18 protein-coding genes and 1 pseudogene are annotated in these 18,662 nt (G+C 40.0%); 14 read left to right on the top strand and 5 right to left on the bottom strand.

The window, feature by feature from the left end; all coding sequences use genetic code 11:
- Positions 1–30: 30 nt before the first annotated feature.
- The 11 genes from ACJZU6_RS16370 (at position 31) to ACJZU6_RS16420 (ending at position 11,214) form a co-directional block, all read left to right on the top strand.
- Positions 31–2,058: a type VI secretion system Vgr family protein gene (locus ACJZU6_RS16370; RefSeq protein ID WP_408901411.1), complete on the top strand. Its 2,028-nt coding sequence runs from the start codon at positions 31–33 to the stop codon at positions 2,056–2,058.
- A complete protein-coding gene (locus ACJZU6_RS16375) occupies positions 2,055–2,906 on the top strand; it encodes a DUF4123 domain-containing protein (protein ID WP_408901412.1) in 852 nt (283 codons plus the stop codon). Before ACJZU6_RS16370 ends, ACJZU6_RS16375 begins: the two co-directional genes overlap by 4 nt.
- Positions 2,896–6,003: a toxin VasX gene (locus tag ACJZU6_RS16380; protein ID WP_408901413.1), complete on the top strand. Its 3,108-nt coding sequence runs from the start codon at positions 2,896–2,898 to the stop codon at positions 6,001–6,003. Before ACJZU6_RS16375 ends, ACJZU6_RS16380 begins: the two co-directional genes overlap by 11 nt.
- Positions 6,004–6,007: 4 nt before the next feature.
- Positions 6,008–6,706, top strand: a complete 699-nt coding sequence (locus ACJZU6_RS16385; protein ID WP_408901414.1) for a hypothetical protein — start codon at positions 6,008–6,010, stop codon at positions 6,704–6,706.
- Between the two features lie 164 nt (positions 6,707–6,870).
- A complete protein-coding gene (locus tag ACJZU6_RS16390; protein WP_408901415.1) occupies positions 6,871–7,398 on the top strand; it encodes a hypothetical protein in 528 nt (175 codons plus the stop codon).
- A complete protein-coding gene (locus ACJZU6_RS16395; protein WP_408901416.1) occupies positions 7,398–8,090 on the top strand; it encodes a hypothetical protein in 693 nt (230 codons plus the stop codon). The genes ACJZU6_RS16390 and ACJZU6_RS16395 overlap by 1 nt, the downstream gene beginning before the upstream one ends.
- A 104-nt stretch (positions 8,091–8,194) precedes the next feature.
- The gene (locus ACJZU6_RS16400) at positions 8,195–8,782 is read left to right on the top strand and encodes a hypothetical protein (protein WP_408901417.1); all 588 of its coding nucleotides are present in this window, start codon (positions 8,195–8,197) and stop codon (positions 8,780–8,782) included.
- Entirely contained in the window at positions 8,782–9,486 is a 705-nt protein-coding gene (locus tag ACJZU6_RS16405; RefSeq protein WP_408901418.1) for a hypothetical protein, read from the top strand. The genes ACJZU6_RS16400 and ACJZU6_RS16405 overlap by 1 nt, the downstream gene beginning before the upstream one ends.
- A gap of 104 nt (positions 9,487–9,590) precedes the next feature.
- Positions 9,591–10,160: a hypothetical protein gene (locus ACJZU6_RS16410; protein ID WP_408901419.1), complete on the top strand. Its 570-nt coding sequence runs from the start codon at positions 9,591–9,593 to the stop codon at positions 10,158–10,160.
- Entirely contained in the window at positions 10,160–10,852 is a 693-nt protein-coding gene (locus tag ACJZU6_RS16415) for a hypothetical protein (RefSeq protein ID WP_408901420.1), read from the top strand. Before ACJZU6_RS16410 ends, ACJZU6_RS16415 begins: the two co-directional genes overlap by 1 nt.
- A 104-nt stretch (positions 10,853–10,956) precedes the next feature.
- On the top strand, positions 10,957–11,214 hold the full coding sequence (locus ACJZU6_RS16420; protein WP_408901421.1) for a hypothetical protein: 258 nt from the start codon (positions 10,957–10,959) through the stop codon (positions 11,212–11,214).
- Here the strand turns inward: ACJZU6_RS16420 and ACJZU6_RS16425 are convergent.
- Positions 11,189–12,382 (bottom strand): annotated as a pseudogene (locus ACJZU6_RS16425) (IS3 family transposase). The gene ACJZU6_RS16420 and the pseudogene ACJZU6_RS16425 overlap by 26 nt on opposite strands.
- Positions 12,383–12,530: 148 nt before the next feature.
- Here ACJZU6_RS16425 and ACJZU6_RS16430 point away from each other — a divergent pair.
- The 3 genes from ACJZU6_RS16430 (at position 12,531) to ACJZU6_RS16440 (ending at position 14,127) form a co-directional block, all read left to right on the top strand.
- Positions 12,531–12,806 (top strand): hypothetical protein, encoded by a 276-nt coding sequence (locus ACJZU6_RS16430; RefSeq protein WP_408901422.1) that lies wholly within the window; start codon positions 12,531–12,533, stop codon positions 12,804–12,806.
- Positions 12,806–13,507, top strand: coding sequence for a hypothetical protein (locus ACJZU6_RS16435; RefSeq protein WP_107250133.1), 702 nt, complete (start codon positions 12,806–12,808; stop codon positions 13,505–13,507). Before ACJZU6_RS16430 ends, ACJZU6_RS16435 begins: the two co-directional genes overlap by 1 nt.
- 341 nt (positions 13,508–13,848) lie before the next feature.
- Positions 13,849–14,127: a hypothetical protein gene (locus tag ACJZU6_RS16440; protein WP_107276787.1), complete on the top strand. Its 279-nt coding sequence runs from the start codon at positions 13,849–13,851 to the stop codon at positions 14,125–14,127.
- A gap of 98 nt (positions 14,128–14,225) precedes the next feature.
- Here ACJZU6_RS16440 and ACJZU6_RS16445 read toward each other — a convergent pair whose 3' ends face one another.
- The 4 genes from ACJZU6_RS16445 to ACJZU6_RS16460 are packed head-to-tail and all read right to left on the bottom strand — an operon-like array spanning position 14,226 to position 18,580.
- A complete protein-coding gene (locus tag ACJZU6_RS16445) occupies positions 14,226–15,152 on the bottom strand; it encodes a N(4)-(beta-N-acetylglucosaminyl)-L-asparaginase (protein ID WP_107276789.1) in 927 nt (308 codons plus the stop codon).
- A 14-nt stretch (positions 15,153–15,166) separates the two neighbouring features.
- On the bottom strand, positions 15,167–16,570 hold the full coding sequence (locus ACJZU6_RS16450) for a M17 family metallopeptidase (protein ID WP_408901423.1): 1,404 nt from the start codon (positions 16,568–16,570) through the stop codon (positions 15,167–15,169).
- Entirely contained in the window at positions 16,570–17,592 is a 1,023-nt protein-coding gene (locus tag ACJZU6_RS16455) for an ABC transporter permease (protein WP_080156467.1), read from the bottom strand. The genes ACJZU6_RS16450 and ACJZU6_RS16455 overlap by 1 nt, the downstream gene beginning before the upstream one ends.
- A gap of 1 nt (position 17,593) precedes the next feature.
- A complete protein-coding gene (locus ACJZU6_RS16460) occupies positions 17,594–18,580 on the bottom strand; it encodes an ABC transporter permease (protein ID WP_408901424.1) in 987 nt (328 codons plus the stop codon).
- Positions 18,581–18,662 lie beyond the last annotated feature (82 nt).

Here is an 18,662-nt window from a genome sequence, read left to right on the forward strand (position 1 = left end):
CTTTAGCATAGGTTTAATAGAGGTAACATCATGGCACAACAAACAGGATTACAATTTACCTTTACCGTTGAAGGACTTGATGCGTCAACATTTGCTGTGACTAAATTTGAAGGCAACGATACCTTGTCTTTACCTTTTTCTTTTACAATCGATTTAGCCAGCCGTAACTCAGGTTTAACGCCGCTTGAAACCATTGATCACAATGCAAAATTGACGGTTTGGCAGCACGGTGAATTACAACAGCAATGGCATGGTATTGTGCGCCAATTTTCTCAAGGCGATACCGGCCACAGCCATACAATCTATCAAGTTGAATTTGTGCCCCCTTTGGCTCGGTTAGCCTTGCGTCAAAATAGCCGTATTTTCCAAACACAGACGGTGTCTGAAATTATCTCTATCTTGCTGCAAGAAATGGGGATTAATGATTATAGTTTTGCGATCAGTCGCCAATTGGTACAACGTGAATATTGCGTACAATACCGTGAAAGTGATTTAGCCTTTATCGAGAGAATTGCCGCAGAAGAAGGGATTTTTTATTACTTCAATCACGACAATAAGAAAAACACTCTTATCTTTAGTGACGATACTCAACACGCTGTCAGTCTCGTTGAGCCTCTGATTTACAACAGCCGCAGTGGTGGTAGCAGTAACGTGCCTTTTATTCGAACTTTTGCGCGTAACACTCAAATTTGCTCATCATCCGCTCAGCTAAAAGACTACAGCTTTAAAAAACCAGCTTATAGTTTTTTGCAAACTTCAGTAGCCAAAGAAGCGGATTATCAACAAGCCACGTATGAGCATTTTGATTACCCTGGTCGTTATAAAGACGATGCCAGTGGTAAGCCCTTTGTGCAGTTTCGAATTGAATCACTTCGACGCGATGCCCAAACCGCGAATGCTAAAAGTAATGTGCCCACTATTCTTCCCGGCGTAAAGTTTACGCTGCAAGAGCATGATGATGACAGTTGTAACCGTGACTGGTTGATCATTGCCGTCACCCATGTTGGTACTCAACCTCAAGCATTAGAAGAAGCCGGCGGCGAAGGAGCAACAACCTATAATAATGAGTTTGTTGTCATTGCCGCTCATCGTCCTTGGCGTCCGCCGTTTAATGCCAAACCCACCGTTGATGGCCCACAAATCGCGATGGTTGTTGGGCCTGAGGGTGAAGAAATTTATTGTGATGAATTTGGGCGAGTCAAACTTCAATTTCCTTGGGATCGTTACAGTAACAACGATGATAACGCCAGCTGTTGGGTGCGAGTTTCACAAGGTTGGGCGGGTAGCCAATATGGTATGGTTGCCCTGCCTCGTGTAGGTCATGAAGTGATTGTCAGTTTTTTAGAAGGCGATCCTGATCAACCGATCATCACAGGCCGTACTTATCACGCCACTAATCAACCTCCTTATGAATTACCTGCCCATAAGACCCGCACTGTTTTACGCACTGAAACCCACCAAGGTGATGGCTATAACGAACTGCGTTTTGAAGACCAAGCAGGCAAAGAAGAAATCTACGTTCGAGCGCAAAAAGATGTCAATGTCTTAGTTGAAAATGACCGTACCGACAACATTAAACATGATTTACACCTTGATGTAGAAAATGAACGCTTTAGTCATATCAAAGTAAATGATCATTTAACGGTTGATGGTGAAAGTTGCCACCATGTTAAAGGTGATCAAACATTGATGATCGACGGCACATTACATCTTAAACAGGGTAAAGCGATATTAGTCGATGCGGGGAATGAGATTCATATTAAAGCCGGTAATAAAGTTGTGATTGAAGCTGGTGCTGAAATTACATTAAAAGCAGGCGGTAGCTTTATCAAAATAGACGCGTCGGGTGTGTCATTAGTCGGGGCAGCAGTGAATTTAAACTCCGGTGGTAGTGCAGGCAACGGCTCTGACTATGCGGGTATTTCGCCGTTATTACCCGGCGCGGTTGAAGCTGCCGTGGCATTAGCTGCAATAACACTCATAAATTGGCCGCAGCAACTTGAGGCCATGAAGGGAAAAGTACCCGTTTGTGAAGTGTGTATGGAGAATGCACAATGAGTTTTAGCCTTCAACTCCCTAAGCCGATCCTTGACTTTGACATTCTTAGTCATGAAGCGTGTTTTCTTATTCTTGATGGTAGCCAAATTGAAAAACTTGAGTTGTTATTACTGCAACAAGATTTGCAACCTCAAGCTATTTGCCCGTTACGCTTTTTACCATTAAGAGAAGTATCACCATTCATCATTAAGCTAACACCAACCGCAATGTCTTGGTTTACTCAATATAATCAGGCAAATGTGGGATATATCATTAGTAGTGATGCCAATATCGACCAGCTTGCCACCATACTATCGGACTTCTTTGAGGTTCTTTCGCCATATGGCTCTAAGGTTTTTTGTAAAGTTGGCCAACCAGAGGCAATGAATGTGATCTTAAACGATCAAGAATGTCACATATGGGCTACTATATCCAAAGCTTGGTTGCCAACCCGCGAGGGATGGATTTCTCTTTGTCATGACGAAAAAATAGACATTAGAGAGAAACCTAAGGCCTATCACTTATCAGATCAACAGTGGAAACAATTAGGTGATATCACTCGTCGTAATACCGTCGAAAAAGTACATCAACATTTGAGTACTTACTTTCCTGAGGCGCTTCAACAACACAATTATCCTTTACTTTGGATAAAGGAATGGGTGCAAAATGCCCATGATATGCAGTTTGAAACAGATACTGATGTCCTTCATTTTTTTAATATTCTCGCATTACTCGGAGAGAATGTGTTGAAGACTGATCGCTACCCTCACATCAAGCAATTATTAGAAACACCATCAGCGCAAACACCGTCAATGCGAGTAGCAAAAGCTGATGAACTCGCCCATAAGGAGGTTTCTCATGTCAAGTGATGCTTATAATGCCGCAGAAATTGGTGGATCAGCTAGCCCTAGTTCACCCGCGGGAGCCTGTCCGCTACAAGCTACAGAAGTCGGTATTATTCCGGTTCGGTATGCTATTGATGGTTCAATGGGAGAAAAACCTTCTTATTCATTACCTGACGGAACTCATTGGAAGCCGACCTTTAAACTTCATCAACACTATATGCTTCGTCAGCTTCGTGATGGTTGGTTGTATGTGTTTAGTGAAAAACTGAAAGTACTTCATACTTATAAAATTGAAGGTGAAATTTTTAAGGCTCAACATGAAGGCGGTACTTGTGCATCATGTTTAACCTATGATTCCGATGATACAATTTGGCTTAGCTACGCGCATCAAGCTTGGACTCCACGTATTGTTACGCTATTCAGTAATGAGGATGAATACCGTAATAAATGGATGCGGCCGTTAAACATCTCGGCATTTAAACGGAGAATGAATGGGCCTCATGCTGGAATGGCGAAAAATCTTGAGTCTTCAGTGGCTGATATTGGCTCTGCTAGTCAAGATATCATTAATGGTTTTTCAATCACCTCGACACCATTAGAGGCAGACACGTCTACGTCAGAGGGTGAGTTTAGTCGAACTAAAACAGCGATTGCAGCCCCGACTTATCAAGCAGCCCTTCCAAATGCTAATGTTGATGAGGGTTTATTCATTGCGCTAGAAGATCCATTGGCTGATATTACCGACATTGCGTTGAAATTAGGCACATTTCAAGCACAGAAAGAATACATCTTTGGTAGTGATACAGATAAACACAAACTGCTGATGTCAGAGTTTACCCGTTCTATTGCACGTGTACCTTATGACCCAAAAACTGCGCCAATGGCATTGAAAAATAAACTAAAAGACAGTCCATTGGAGACATTAAAGTTTGAGGCTGCTTTAAATGAGTACTTACGCTATCAATTCCCACTGAGTCAAACACAATATGGGAGTGAAGCTTTTGCTGCTAATGCCTTATCTTCTGAGACGGTACGTAGCGCTGCACTAAATACACTCCAAAATACTTATAGTTACACTCCAACAGATAAAGATATTGAACACTTCAAAAGTAGAGAAAAAAATATTGGTGAAATCAACTGGGGGCTAATGTCTACGTTCCTCACCAATAAGTATAACGACCTAGATAAACTAGAAGGTGAAGCAGCACCGTTAATTGAAGATCTCGACAATGCGTTAATATCATTGGGAGAAGATGCATTACGCGTCGGTATTGATATTGAAAGTGAACAGGGACAAAGCTTCCTTAATCAATTGTTCTCACAATTATTTCCTTTAATGACTGCTGTATCAGAGGATTGGAAAGCCGCCCAAAAACAGTCACTACTGGCACTGGCGCCTTATTATTACAGCCCTGAATTTCAATCTGTGATCCATAAGAAAATATCGTATGATGCGGTCTCACTTTCAAGTTCAAGTGATGTTACCAATATGGTATCTCGTCTTGGTGAAAGCTACGGATGGCTTGTTGATGGACGTATTCCTGACACCGATGATGCGATAAAGGCAACACTCGTTGCTGCAATAAGCGCATTTTCAAAGGCAAGCCGTTCAGCTTGGGAAGGACTGATGGATAGTCTGTTTCCATACCATTTTTCAAGTAAAAATGGGGTGGATTCTGGACTACAGCTTATTGTCGCTCGAAGTTTAGTGAGCAAAGAGAATAAAATTCAAATTTCTTCAGATTATAGTACGCAATTGGCGAAGTTTAATAAGACGTTAACCCCCTTTCTTCAACAAGCAGAGCGTCAATCTGGTCAGTTACATTCCCAGAATACAACCGCAATGCGTAATGCACTGGCGAAGACAAAACAACAAATCGCAAATCATATCGCACAAGAAATGCCACTATTGATCACGTTTGAAACAGAGGCCATGAATACTGCGGTGCGTGAGAAACTGACTGCGTCAATTGTAGGGCTTCGTTCTCGTATTGGCCAATCAATGGAAAGTATTAACGGTGCAGGCACTGTTATTGGTGGATTCGCAGCAATTTGCAACCTTTGGAATTTATCGGTTGTGTCTAAGCAAGTGGTCTCTAAACTTAATAGTGCGAGTTCTACCCAAGAGCAAGCCGATGTGTATATCGAATTGGCATCAACGATATCGTGGACCCTCTCTGCATTTACAGGAGTGGTGCGTGATGCACAAGTAATTGCTAATGAACTTGTTACATTGTCAGTGAAAAATGCTTTCGCTGAATCCTCCAGTAAGCACCTTAATCAACAAGTAGTGATAAAACGCTTTGCGGCCGCGGCGAAAGTAACCGCTATCTTTGGTTTGTTTGCAGCCAGTTCTGAAGCTTATTTAACCGTAAAGCAAATTCAAAAATCGGATGATTTTTTTGAACAAACGCTATTAGTTGGTAAGGGACTTGCTTTAGTCGCTCAAGGTACTGTTTCCGTTGCTCAATTAATATATCTTGCCACAGATATTGCAATTGGTGGAATTGTTGCAGCTTGGATGGTCAGTACTTTATTTTATGCAGGTATTGCCTACCTAATCTTCTCGGGTTTGTATAATTATTTTCACCGCGATGAAATGCAAGAATGGTTACAAGGTTCAACTTGGGGCAAATCACCAAAAATACAAACACTAGAACAAGAGTTAATGGGGCTAGAAAATATCATCTGGAAGCCTAAGATCGAATTGACTAAGGACAGTGTCGATATATATTTGCCCTCTTATCTCTTCGATGATGAGAAGCAACATTACGATTTAAAAATCGTTGTACAGAAAAAGTCTAAAAATATAAATTTGAGTTATGCGCCTCCTCACGTCATCCAAGAAGAAATGAATAAACCGCGGAAAGTGATGATTGATGTCACTCAAGCTAAACGGAAGAAAACGGCGAACGGTGTCTTTTATATTGCAGTTCCTGTGACCCATGATGAAGGTGATACTGTTGTTATTGCGATAAACTACGACAGAGCATGGACACATAATTGCCAAAGTTACGTAGGGCGTTTAAACAAAACGGGAACGTTTGATTTAGAAAAAACCGACGACGTAATTATTGACCTTAACGGCGTAGCCGGTATCAAACTTCCAACAACAGGATAAAATAATGGAAACACTTGATAAAGCACAGCAAATTGAACGTCTCTATGCCATCCCTCCTATCTACGAATGGGAATTGATTGTTAATTCTGATAGTAATCGCACTAAAGTAGCATATGGTTTTTTTTGGGGTTTAAACCTTATTGGTTGGATTACGCTGTTTTTCTTACAAGATAATACTGGTTTAATTGTTGCAGGAATGTTTACTTTTATGGCTGTAATTATGAGCCTTTGGTATCGCTATTTAGTAAGTGCCGATAAACGCCACTATTACGCGATAAATCAGTACGGGATGTACTCAACAAGTGAGCAGATAATTCCTGAGATTGCTTATACCATAGTAAGACGCTCGGCATGGGTTGGCTGCGCTATTTGTGTGTTTGCGGCAATATTCATTGGACCGATGGCATTTGTGGGGGCTGGCGGCGCAGCATTGATGTCATTTACGATGACAAACTTTCGTTCTATACCACATAAAAGTCAGTGTTTGTTTGATACATCTGCCATATTAAAAAACTATCGTGCAAATGATTATCTTCTAAGAACAGAACATTCATTGATTTCGTTAATTATTCCAGAAAGTAAATTAACGCCAATTATTGAAGTCATCAAGCAATATAACGACACCTTTGAAGAAGAGTTTGTTGATTTATATAAAGACTCTAAATTCCAAGCTCGGCCTGTTATTCTGGAAATAGTGCGTTAAAAGAGCGCATACAAATATCAATAACCGCTTATTATTTATAAGCGGTTTTTATTAGGTTCTGTCGCTCGATAGAGAAAGAAAGTGACGATGTAAGCATTTCGAGAAGGTCATGGATTTCATCAGCCACCAATACCCTTCTGTATAATTATTTTCATCGCGATGAAATGCAAAAGTGGTTAAAAGGTTCAACTTGGGGTAAATCACCAAAAATACAAACACCAGAACAAGAGTTAATGGGGCTCGAAAATATCATCTGGAAGCCCAAGATCGAATTGACTAAAAACAGTGTCGATATATATTTGCCCTCTTATCTCTTCGATGATGAGAAGCAACATTACGATTTAAAAATCGTTGTACAGAAAAAGTCTAAAAATATAAATTTGAGTTATGCGCCTCCTCACGTCATTCAAGAAGAAATGAATAAACCGCGGAAAGTGATGATTGATGTCTCTCAAGCTAAACGCAAGAAAACGGCAAACGGTGTCTCTTATATTGCAGTTCCTGTGACCCATGATGAAGGTGATACTGTTGTTATTGCCATAAACTATGACAGAGCATGGACACATAATTGCCAAAGTTACGTAGGGAATATAAACAAAACGGGAACGTTTGATTTAGAAAAATCCGAAGACGCAATAAGCAACTCTAACGGCGTCGTCGGTATCAAACTGTCTATAGTAGGATTAAAGTAATGGAACCACTTGATAAAGAACAACAATTTGAACGCCTCTATGTGACTCCTTCTGTCTACGAATGGGAGCTAATTGTTAATCCAAATAGTAAACGAATCGGAGGAGCATTTATCTTATTTCTAGTTTCAGCTCTTGGAGGTGCATTATTATTTTGGTCTGATCCTAGTTGGATTGCATTAGTTCCAGTCATTGTTGGGGTTTTTATGACTCCTTGGTATCGATATTTAGTAAGTGCAGACGAGCGTTATTATTACGTGATAAATCAGTATGGGATGTACTCAACAAGTGAGCAGATAATTCCTGAGATTGCTTACACCATTGTAAGGCGCTCGGCATGGGTTGGCTGCGCTATTTGTGTGTTTGCGGTAATATTCATTGGACCGATAGCATTTGTGGGGGCTGGCGGCGCAGCATTGATGTCATTTACGATGACAAACTTTCGTTCTGTACCATATAAGAATCAGTGCTTGTTTGATGGTTACGCTAAATTAGACAATATTGATGGAATTGTATACGAATTATTTACAGCGAATTACCATTATGGATTTGATTTAATGATTCCAGAAAGTAAATTAAAGTCAATTATTGATGTCATCAAACAATATAACGACACCTTTGAAGAAGAGTTTGTTGATTTATATAAAGACTCTAAATTCCAAGCTCGGCCTGTTATTCTGGAAATAGTGCGTTAAAAGAGCGCATACAAATATCAATAACCGCTTGTTATTTATGAGCGGTTTTTATTGGGTTCTGTCGCTCGATAGAGAAAGAAAGTGACGATGTAAGCATTTCGAGAATGTCATGGATTTCATCAGCCACCAATACCTTTCTGTATAATTATTTTCACCGCGATGAAATGCAAAAGTGGTTAAAAGGTTCAACTTGGGGTAAATCACCAAAAATACAAACACCAGAACAAGAGTTAATGGAGCTAGAAAATATCATCTGGAAGCCTAAGATCGAATTGACTAAAAAGAATGTCGATATATATTTGCCCTCTTATCTCTTCGATGATGAGAAGCAACATTACGATTTAAAAATCGTTGTACAGAAAAAGTCTAAAAATATAAATTTGAGTTATGCGCCTCCTCACGTTATCCAAGAAGAAATGAATAAACCGCGGAAAGTGATGATTGATGTCACTCAAGCTAAACGGAAGAAAACGGCGAACGGTGTCTTTTATATTGCAGTTCCTGTGACCCATGATGAAGGTGATACTGTTGTTGTTGCGATAAACTACGACAGAGCATGGACACATAATTGCCAAAGTTACGTAGGGCGTTTAAACAAAACGGGAACGTTTGATTTAGAAAAAACCGAAGACGTGATTATCAATCCTAACGGTATCGCTGGCCTTAAACTCCCTACAACAGGATTAAAGTAATGGAAATACTTGATAAAGAACAACAAATTGAACGCCTCTACGCCACAACTCCTGTCTATGAGTGGGAGCTGATAATTAATCCTGATCATAGCCGAACTAAAACAACTTATGGTATTTTTTTAGTTTTAGTCCTTATCGGTTGGATTACTTTGTTTTTTTTACGTGATAGCACTGGATTAATAGTGGCAGGGATATTTACCTTGAATGCTATTATTCTGAGCCCTTGGTATCGCTATTTACTTAATGCAGACAAACGCCACTATTATGCGATAAATCAGTACGGGATGTACTCAACAGAAGAACAAATCATTCCAGAAATTGCTTATACCATAGTAAGACGCTCGGCATGGGTTGGCTGCGCTATTTGTGTGTTTGCGGCAATATTCATTGGACCGATGGCATTTGTGGGGGCTGGCGGCGCAGCATTGATGTCATTTACGATGACAAACTTTCGTTCTATACCACATAAAAGTCAGTGTTTGTTTGATGGTTACGCCAAACTAGATCATATTGATGGAATTGTATACGAATTATGCACGACGAATTACCATTATGGATTTGATTTAATGATTCCAGAAAGTAAATTAACGTCAATTATTGATGTCATCAAACAATATAACGACACCTTTGAAGAAGAGTTTGTTGATTTATATAAAGACTCTAAATTCCAAGCTCGGCCTGTTATTCTGGAAATAGTGCGTTAAAAGAGCGCATACAAATATCAATAACCGCTTGTTATTTATGAGCGGTTTTTATTGGGTTCTGTCGCTCGATAGAGAAAGAAAGTGACGATGTAAGCATTTCGAGAATGTCATGGATTTCATCAGCCACCAATACCTTTCTGTATAATTATTTTCACCGCGATGAAATGCAAAAGTGGTTAAAAGGTTCAACTTGGGGTAAATCACCAAAAATACAAACACCAGAACAAGAGTTAATGGAGCTAGAAAATATCATCTGGAAGCCTAAGATCGAATTGACTAAAAAGAATGTCGATATATATTTGCCTTCTTATCTCTTCGATGATGAGAAGCAACATTGCGATTTACAAGTCGTGGTAAATAAAAAGAAGAGTACTTCTTATGCTGACATTGCAACAGAAATGAAAAAACCATCGAAGGTGATGGTTGATGTTACTCAAGCAAAAGTAATGAAAACAGCAACGAATGTTACGTATATTTCGGTTCCTGTTAAGTATGATCAGGGAGATACAGTCGCTATTGCCATAAACTACAACAGAGCATGGACACATAATAGCCAAAGTTACGTAGGGAATATAAACAAAACGGGAACGTTTGATTTAGAAAAACCCGAAAACGCAATAAGCAACTCTAACGGCGCCGTCGGTATCAAACTGTCTATAGTAGGATTAAAGTAATGGAACCACTTGATAAAGAACAACAATTTGAACGCCTCTATACCACTCCTCCTGTCTACGAATGGGAGCTAATTGTTAATCCAATATCTTTTCGAACACAAATGACATATTTCTTTCTTTTGTTTTCTATTTTACTTAGTGTGATATTTTTTTTGACAGACTCTGGTGCATTTTCAGTTGTACCAATATTAGGAGCTGCTTTTTTATGTCCATGGTTTCGCTATTTAGTAAATGCAGACAAACGCCACTATTATGCGATAAATCAGTACGGGATGTACTCAACAGAAGAACAAATCATCCCAGAAATTGCTTATACCATAGTAAGACGCTCGGCATGGGTTGGCTGCGCTATTTGTGTGTTTGCGGCAATATTCATTGGACCGATGGCATTTGTGGGGGCTGGCGGTGCAGCATTGATGTCATTTACGATGACAAACTTTCGTTCTGTACCCCATAAAAGTCAGTGTTTGTTTGATGGTTACGCCAAACTAGATCATATTGATGGAATTGTATACGAATTATGCACGACGAATTACCATTATGGATTTGATTTAATGATTCCAGAAAGTAAATTAACGTCAATTATTGATGTCATCAAACAATATAACGACACCTTTGAAGAAGAGTTTGTTGATTTATATAAAGACTCTAAATTCCAAGCTCGGCCTGTTATTCTGGAAATAGTGCGTTAAAAGAGCGCATACAAATATCAATAACCGCTTGTTATTTATGAGCGGTTTTTATTGGGTTCTGTCGCTCGATAGAGAAAGAAAGTGACGATGTAAGCATTTCGAGAATGTCATGGATTTCATCAGCCACCAATACCTTTCTGTATAATTATTTTCACCGCGATGAAATGCAAAAGTGGTTAAAAGGTTCAACTTGGGGTAAATCACCAAAAATACAAACACCAGAACAAGAGTTAATGGAGCTAGAAAATATCATCTGGAAGCCTAAGATCGAATTGACTAAAAAGAATGTCGATATATATTTGCCCTCTTATCTCTTCGATGATGAGAATGTAGTGGTCAACAAATACTGGCCACAGTTTTAGAGGTTAACCAATATAATCGTTCAGATTCATTAGGGGTTAATCCGCCATTATATTGGTGAGGCCTTAATTGGCTGTAATAGCCAATAATATATCGAGTGATTTCGTGTTTTGCTTCAGCAAAACTACGATAGCCAACATTTGGAACCCATTCTGTTTTTAAACTTCTAAAGAAACGTTCCATTGGTGCGTTATCCCAACAATTTCCCCGACGAGATAAACTTTGTTTAATCTGGCATCGCCATAATAATTGTCGATAGTAGCGACTTGTATAATGACTACCTTGATCGCTGTGGAACATAACCTCTTTAGGTTTATCTCGTGATTCATAAGCCATCAGAAGTGCTTTACCTGTTAATCGACTATCAGGCGATAGAGACATCGCCCAACCAACAGGTTTTCTCGAAAATAGATCGATAACTACAGCAAGATACATCCAACGATTTCCAGTCCAAACATAGGTCACATCACCGACCCAAACTTGATTTGGTGATGTAACCGCAAATTGACGATCAAGGTGATTAGGAATCGCAATATGTTCCTGTTTTACTTTACGGTATCGATGTTTCGGCGATTGGCAACTAACAAGATTAAGGCCTTTCATTAGCTTAGATGCACGATATCGGCTCAAGGCGATGCCTTGAGCAGTAACCATACCGGCAATACTTCTAGCCCCAGCAGAACCATTGCTAGCTGCATGTACCTCTTTGATTAAACAACGAAGTTTAATCAATTCAATAGAAATAAACTTTGGCCGTCTCTGCCAATATTTATAGCTACTGCGATGAACACCTAATACTTTGCATAACGTTGTTATGCTGTGGCTCTTCTTGAGTTTCTCGATTAACGAGAATTGTTCAATGAGTCTGACATCAAGAGAGCGGTGGCTTTTTTTAATATTTCATTATGCTCTTCAAGTGTCGCTAACTTCTTTTTTAATTCTCGTATTTCAATTTGTTCAGGCGTCATTGGTGATGCTTTGGGAGCTTTTCCTTGGCGCTCCTCTTTAAGCTGTCGAACCCACTTATCCATCGTAGATTTACCCACGTTCATTGCTTGGGCTGCTTCTGTTACTGAGTAATTTTGTTCTAGAACTAATTGTGCTGCTTCAAGCTTAAATTCAGCACTAAATAATCGTCTTGTACGCTTTGTCATAATGTCACCTATCCATGTTATGAGGTGATGATATCACCTCTGAGTAGGTGGCCAAATTTAATGTACCACTACAGAAGCAACATTACGATTTAAAAATCGTTGTACAGAAAAAGTCTAAAAATATAAATTTGAGTTATGCGCCTCCTCACGTTATCCAAGAAGAAATGAATAAACCGCGGAAAGTGATGATTGATGTCACTCAAGCTAAACGGAAGAAAACGGCGAACGGTGTCTTTTATATTGCAGTTCCTGTGACCCATGATGAAGGTGATACTGTTGTTGTTGCGATAAACTACGACAGAGCATGGACACATAATTGCCAAAGTTACGTAGGGCGTTTAAACAAAACGGGAACGTTTGATTTAGAAAAAACCGAAGACGTGATTATCAATCCTAACGGTATCGCTGGCCTTAAACTCCCTACAACAGGATTAAAGTAATGGAAATACTTGATAAAGAACAACAAATTGAACGCCTCTACGCCACAACTCCTGTCTATGAGTGGGAGCTGATAATTAATCCTGATCATAGCCGAACTAAAACAACTTATGGTATTTTTTTAGTTTTAGTCCTTATCGGTTGGATTACTTTGTTTTTTTTACGTGATAGCACTGGATTAATAGTGGCAGGGATATTTACCTTGAATGCTATTATTCTGAGCCCTTGGTATCGCTATTTACTTAATGCAGACAAACGCCACTATTATGCGATAAATCAGTACGGGATGTACTCAACAGAAGAACAAATCATTCCAGAAATTGCTTATACCATAGTAAGACGCTCGGCATGGGTTGGCTGCGCTATTTGTGTGTTTGCGGCAATATTCATTGGACCGATGGCATTTGTGGGGGCTGGCGGCGCAGCATTGATGTCATTTACGATGACAAACTTTCGTTCTATACCACATAAAAGTCAGTGTTTGTTTGATGGCTATGTGAATTTTGAATATTACAAAAGTTGTAAATCTTTTATTAATACGAAAGAAAAGTTTTTTGCTTGTATTATCCCTGAAGAGAAAATTGCGGCTATTGAAAGTATATTAATACAGTTGAATGAAACTTTTGAAAAAGAGTATATCGATGATTTTGAAGATGCTCCTAAATTTCAAGCTTTCCCTGTTATTCTGGAAATAGTGCGTTAACTTACCTTTAAGAATAACAAAACCCGCGCCCTTTATTGGGGGCGGGGTTTGTTTTATTGGCACAGATATGGAGAATGATCTTAAGGGAAAAGTGTTTCCATTTGAATTCAGGATTAGTCAGTTGCCAGATTAAACCCGCTATGATTGCCTTATTTTTAATAATACTTCGTTGTTTATTCTTTGATGATAGCCTTTGTTACAACTTCCTATCTTTCATACAAATTGAAACATATTGCTGATATTTAAAAGAAACAAGAGCGAGTATATTTTATTTAAATTTCTTTATTATATTTCCATTTTCACGGTTGTTGAGTATCTCAATCGTTTCAAGGACAGCAATAATGACAAGGTTTAAGTTGAAGATCACTCATGGCTTATCTCATCATCCTGATATTATAAAAGTGACGACGGATCCTCGCCAAGCTTTACGTTTTCTTGAACGTGAAGTGTCGCCTTATACGCGTGGTTTTACGAAAATTGTCACTACCGATAATAAGCAGTATGTAAAAAGTATTGCAGAAGATGATAGTAAAGCCTTTCGCTATGATTATGTACCTTATAATCAACTTGATGTGATATGGCAAAAGCTGTGGGGATTTGTACTTAATAAATGTAAATAATGAAATGACCATTGCTATATAACAACACCCTATAAGTATGATCTTAGCAGGGTGTTGTTGATCTTAGTGTCACTGTGTTCTCTTTTCTGTGAGAATAATTACTTAGTCATGATCACTTCAGCTTGGCGCTCTTCTGGCTTATCCATGCCCGTTTGCCACAACCAATAAGTAATATTACCCGGACAATTTAAACTCACCACTTTGTGATTACCGTGGCAATCTATCGCATGAATAGTAACGCCTTCAGTATAGCCATCTTTTAGATAATCAAGATCGCGAATTGCTTCATACACAGCGTCATCAAGGGTCATGCCCATTTTCATATATAACACTACCGCATGAGCCGTTGAACAACGAATACTCATTTCCCCGGTGTGAGTACACGCACAAGCCCCGTAACGACTGTCAGCATAAGAGCCAGCACCAATAATTGGGCTATCACCTAACCGACCAGGGTATTTCCATGCCCAACCAGAAGTAGACGTGGCTGCAGTAATTTTGTTATTAATATCACTGCTTAAAAAGACGGTAGTGTCACGTACCCGTTCAGGATCGGTGGCATTATTTGATAATGGCGCAAGAGGCACATTAGGAAATGCCGCTTGTTGCTCAGGTGTCATGGCTTGCTCTAGCTTTTCCCACCACACTTGCTTTGAATCTTCGATAAGATTGTTACCAGCAACCGCATTAATTTCATTGGCAAAAATAGCCGCACCTTCACCAACTAAAATTTCATGGTTGAGATCGGTCATTACCTTATAGGCGACTTCTATTGGGTGGATGTAACCTTTTAATGCACCAACAGCGCCAGTACGTAGACTGTCACCGTCCATTACCGATGCATCTAATTCCATTTCGCCTAATACGTTAGGCCAGCCGCCATAGCCCACGGTACGCACCCGTGGATCCAATTCCACCAGCTTAATGCCTTCAACTAAAGCCCGTAAGCCTTCTTCACCTGCTTGCAGGCGACGTGCTGATGCTTCAATGCCTGGGTAGGCTTCTGAGTTTGCTAATAAGATCATGTTCAACGTCCTTGTTATTGGTGCAACCGATCTTGCAAGATCAATTGTTGGCAAAGCTCGGTTAATAATAAAGTGCCGTAGCCCGTTGTGGCTTTCGGGTAAATTTTACGGTGATTCATACCCAGTGACATTGCGGCTGAATCAATATGGATCCATTTTTGATCAGGTTGAATAAAGTGTTCTAAAAAGGTAGCTGCAACACATGGGCTACCGTCAGGCTCTTCGCTACCGTGGCGCAGATCAGCAAAGTCACTTTCAAGTGCGGTGGTAAACATGCCACCCGTCGGCATCGGCCATAACGGTTCAGAACATGCTTGACCTGCTGTTTGAGCACTCGTAATGAAATTATTATCATTACCCATTAATGACGCATAGGCTTTACCAAGAGCAATGCCAGTACCACCTGTTAAGGTTGCAATATCGACTAAATAATCTGGTTGGTAGCGCTGCTGAGCATAGTGCAATACATCCGCTAGCACCATTCGTCCTTCGGCATCGGTAGTGATGATTTCAACATTGGTTTTATTAAGCATCGTTACCACATCACCAGGTTTAATGGCTTTACCTGACGGCATGTTTTCAACCAAGCCACATAAGCCAATCACTCGAATAGGTAATTGCAGTTGTGCAATAGCATTAAGTGCACCAACAACCGCCGCTGCACCGCCCATATCGACTTTCATGGTGCTCATGTATCGTGGTTGTTTAATGCTGATGCCACCGGAATCAAAGGTTACGCCTTTACCGACTAAAGCGACGGTAAACTTGGGATCTTGAGGATGATAGTCGAGGCATAACAAGCGTGCTTCGCGATCACTGCCTTGGGCGATACTCATTAAGCCGCCAAAGCCTTGTTCAAGCATCATTGCATCATCGAGATAAGATAACTTAATGTTATTAATCGCTAATGCTTCTACAGCTTCGACAAAGGATTGTGGATACAGAATATTTCCCGGTTTATTGGTTAACTCGCGTGCAATCAATTGACTGTGAGCAAGAATTTTACCATTTTCAAACGCTGTGTTATCACTAGCATCAGCATTCAATAAGGTGAAATCTGCCAGTGTTGGGGTTAATAATGAGCTGTTAGTGTGACGATAATGATAATTTGATAACGCTAAACCAAAAGAGAGCCATTTCAGCCATTGCTGACGTTCAAAACGAGCGGCAATATCGGCATCAATGCACAATTGAAGCGTGGTGGCTTGCGTAAATGTAGTCGCGATTAAATAGCCAACATCTTGAATATCAGCAACAGCAATAACGCGCTTACTGATCTCAGCATTAAAATCACTCACATCTTGGTTAACGGTTAATGTTGAATGTTTACTCAAGGTCAGATGAAGCGTTCGCGTTAATTGATCGCATTGATGCTCACGATTAAAAGTTAAAGTTAAAGTTAATGGGTTACTCTTCATTATTTGATTCCACCATCAGCGATAGGGTGAGGCATTTCGGTTTGAGTATCGATAAGGGTTGCATCACTGCGCTGTTGCCAACGACGCATGCCTTTGTGAGAACGTAACTGAGGGTTGGCAATTTCATCGACGGCAAAGTTTAATAACGATAAACCGATAGCAATAAATATAAGCGCCATACACGGTGCAAGTATTTCCCACCATGCGCCAATCAACATTGATGATGAGGTTTGAACGTTATATAACATCACACCCCAACTGATGGCATTTGGATCACCAAGACCAAGGAACGATAAGCTGGCTTCAGTCATGATCGCGAGCAATACACAGCCTATAAAACTAGCACCAACAATCGACATTAAGTTAGGCAGAATTTCAACGGCAATAATGCGCCACGGTGATTCACCTAATACTTCTGCGGCACGAATAAATTCTTTTTCACGTAAAGATAGCGTTTGAGAACGCACCACTCGCGCACCCCATGCCCATGAAGTAATGGCGATCACAATCGCTATCGTAAATGGCCCAGCCTGACCAATAAACGCAGCAATAATAAATAGCAACGGTAATTGTGGAATCACCAACATGATATTCATGGCAGCCGTTAAAATTTCATCAACTTTACCGCCAAAATATCCAGCTGAAACACCGATTAAGGTTGCCAGAAAACACACTAAAATACCTGCGCCTAAACCAACGGCCAGTGAAGTACGTGCGCCATAAATTAATTGCGACCACACATCACGCCCCATGCGGGTAGTCCCTAAAATATGATCAGCTTTTTTTGACATTAATAAGGTACGTTTATTGGTGGCTAAGTTTTTCGCTATCCAACCATCAGGATTATTCTGCGCGGCTTTTACTACAAAAGCTGGGTATTCATGAGGGTTGCCTGTTCCTCTATCTGGTGCATGGTTAGTGATCATTGGCGCAAACAGAGCCGCTAATACAAATACCACTAAAATACAGAGTCCAGTTAATGACTTAGGGTTACGAATTAATAATTGAATAATACCTTTCATGTTATCGATCTCCCTTACGTAGACGTGGGTCTAACAGCACAATTAATAGATCGGCCATAAAGTTAAAAAACAACATAAATAAGGTCATCAGTAATAATTGTCCTTGAAGCACTTGGTAATCACGGGCGTGAATAGCGTTTAATAACACAGTCCCAAGACCGGGGTAGTTAAAGATCATTTCCACAATTAACTGGCCACTGATTGCAGTACCTAAGGCCATTGATAGTGCGGTCACGCTTGGCAGCATGGCATTACGAGCGGCATAGTTAAAAATCACGCGATGTTCGCTTAATCCTTTGGCTTTTGCCATGGTGATAAAGTCTTCATTAAGCAAGTTAATCATGTTGTTACGCATGCTAATTAAAAAGCCACCAATTTGGCTGACAGTGGCACATAACAACGGCAGGGCAGCGTGATACATGACATCTTTATAAAATGCCCAGCTTGACCAATCAGGCGTAGTGCCAGAGGTGTAAGCATTGCCAATCGGGAACCATTCTAAGCCAATGGCAAAGGTGAACATCACCAGCATCGCAATAACCACTGACGGGATAGATTGCACCACCAGCGTACTTGGCGAAATAAATGTATCGTAATAGCTGCCACGACGCCAAGCGGCAAAAATACCCATTACTGAGCCAATACAAAACGATAAAACAACCGCAGTTCCGGTTAGAAATAATGACCAACCAATGGCACTACCAAGCAGATCATTAACCGATAATGGATAAAACTTAATGGAGGTTCCCCATTGTCCGGTAAATATATTGGCAAGATAAGAAAAGTATTTTTCATATAAAGGGCCATCAACAAAGCCAAGCAGTTTTTTCATGGCTTCAATACGTTCAGGGCTAACGTGTGAAGTAGCATTAGCAAACATCATCGTAACGGGATCACCAGGCATGGCGCGAGGCAATATAAAGTTTAATGTGGCTGCAAATAATAACGCGACAAAATAAAATGATAATCGACGAAAGAAAAAGCCCATCGTATTTATTCCTAATAAAGATATTTGATTTAATAAGCACTAAATATTGAAAGCGATCGTTAAATAAATAACGGTAGCTTTA

It is taken from the genome of Photobacterium piscicola (assembly GCF_046058925.1).
GTDB lineage: Bacteria > Pseudomonadota > Gammaproteobacteria > Enterobacterales > Vibrionaceae > Photobacterium > Photobacterium piscicola.

Coding starts and splice junctions, on each gene's coding strand:
- ACJZU6_RS16370 (WP_408901411.1), top strand. CDS start 31: ATGGCACAACAAACAGGATTACAATTTACCTTTACCGTTGAAGGACTT.
- ACJZU6_RS16375 (WP_408901412.1), top strand. CDS start 2,055: ATGAGTTTTAGCCTTCAACTCCCTAAGCCGATCCTTGACTTTGACATT.
- ACJZU6_RS16380 (WP_408901413.1), top strand. CDS start 2,896: ATGTCAAGTGATGCTTATAATGCCGCAGAAATTGGTGGATCAGCTAGC.
- ACJZU6_RS16385 (WP_408901414.1), top strand. CDS start 6,008: ATGGAAACACTTGATAAAGCACAGCAAATTGAACGTCTCTATGCCATC.
- ACJZU6_RS16390 (WP_408901415.1), top strand. CDS start 6,871: ATGCAAAAGTGGTTAAAAGGTTCAACTTGGGGTAAATCACCAAAAATA.
- ACJZU6_RS16395 (WP_408901416.1), top strand. CDS start 7,398: ATGGAACCACTTGATAAAGAACAACAATTTGAACGCCTCTATGTGACT.
- ACJZU6_RS16400 (WP_408901417.1), top strand. CDS start 8,195: ATGTCATGGATTTCATCAGCCACCAATACCTTTCTGTATAATTATTTT.
- ACJZU6_RS16405 (WP_408901418.1), top strand. CDS start 8,782: ATGGAAATACTTGATAAAGAACAACAAATTGAACGCCTCTACGCCACA.
- ACJZU6_RS16410 (WP_408901419.1), top strand. CDS start 9,591: ATGTCATGGATTTCATCAGCCACCAATACCTTTCTGTATAATTATTTT.
- ACJZU6_RS16415 (WP_408901420.1), top strand. CDS start 10,160: ATGGAACCACTTGATAAAGAACAACAATTTGAACGCCTCTATACCACT.
- ACJZU6_RS16420 (WP_408901421.1), top strand. CDS start 10,957: ATGTCATGGATTTCATCAGCCACCAATACCTTTCTGTATAATTATTTT.
- ACJZU6_RS16430 (WP_408901422.1), top strand. CDS start 12,531: ATGAATAAACCGCGGAAAGTGATGATTGATGTCACTCAAGCTAAACGG.
- ACJZU6_RS16435 (WP_107250133.1), top strand. CDS start 12,806: ATGGAAATACTTGATAAAGAACAACAAATTGAACGCCTCTACGCCACA.
- ACJZU6_RS16440 (WP_107276787.1), top strand. CDS start 13,849: ATGACAAGGTTTAAGTTGAAGATCACTCATGGCTTATCTCATCATCCT.
- ACJZU6_RS16445 (WP_107276789.1), bottom strand. CDS start 15,152: ATGATCTTATTAGCAAACTCAGAAGCCTACCCAGGCATTGAAGCATCA.
- ACJZU6_RS16450 (WP_408901423.1), bottom strand. CDS start 16,570: ATGAAGAGTAACCCATTAACTTTAACTTTAACTTTTAATCGTGAGCAT.
- ACJZU6_RS16455 (WP_080156467.1), bottom strand. CDS start 17,592: ATGAAAGGTATTATTCAATTATTAATTCGTAACCCTAAGTCATTAACT.
- ACJZU6_RS16460 (WP_408901424.1), bottom strand. CDS start 18,580: ATGGGCTTTTTCTTTCGTCGATTATCATTTTATTTTGTCGCGTTATTA.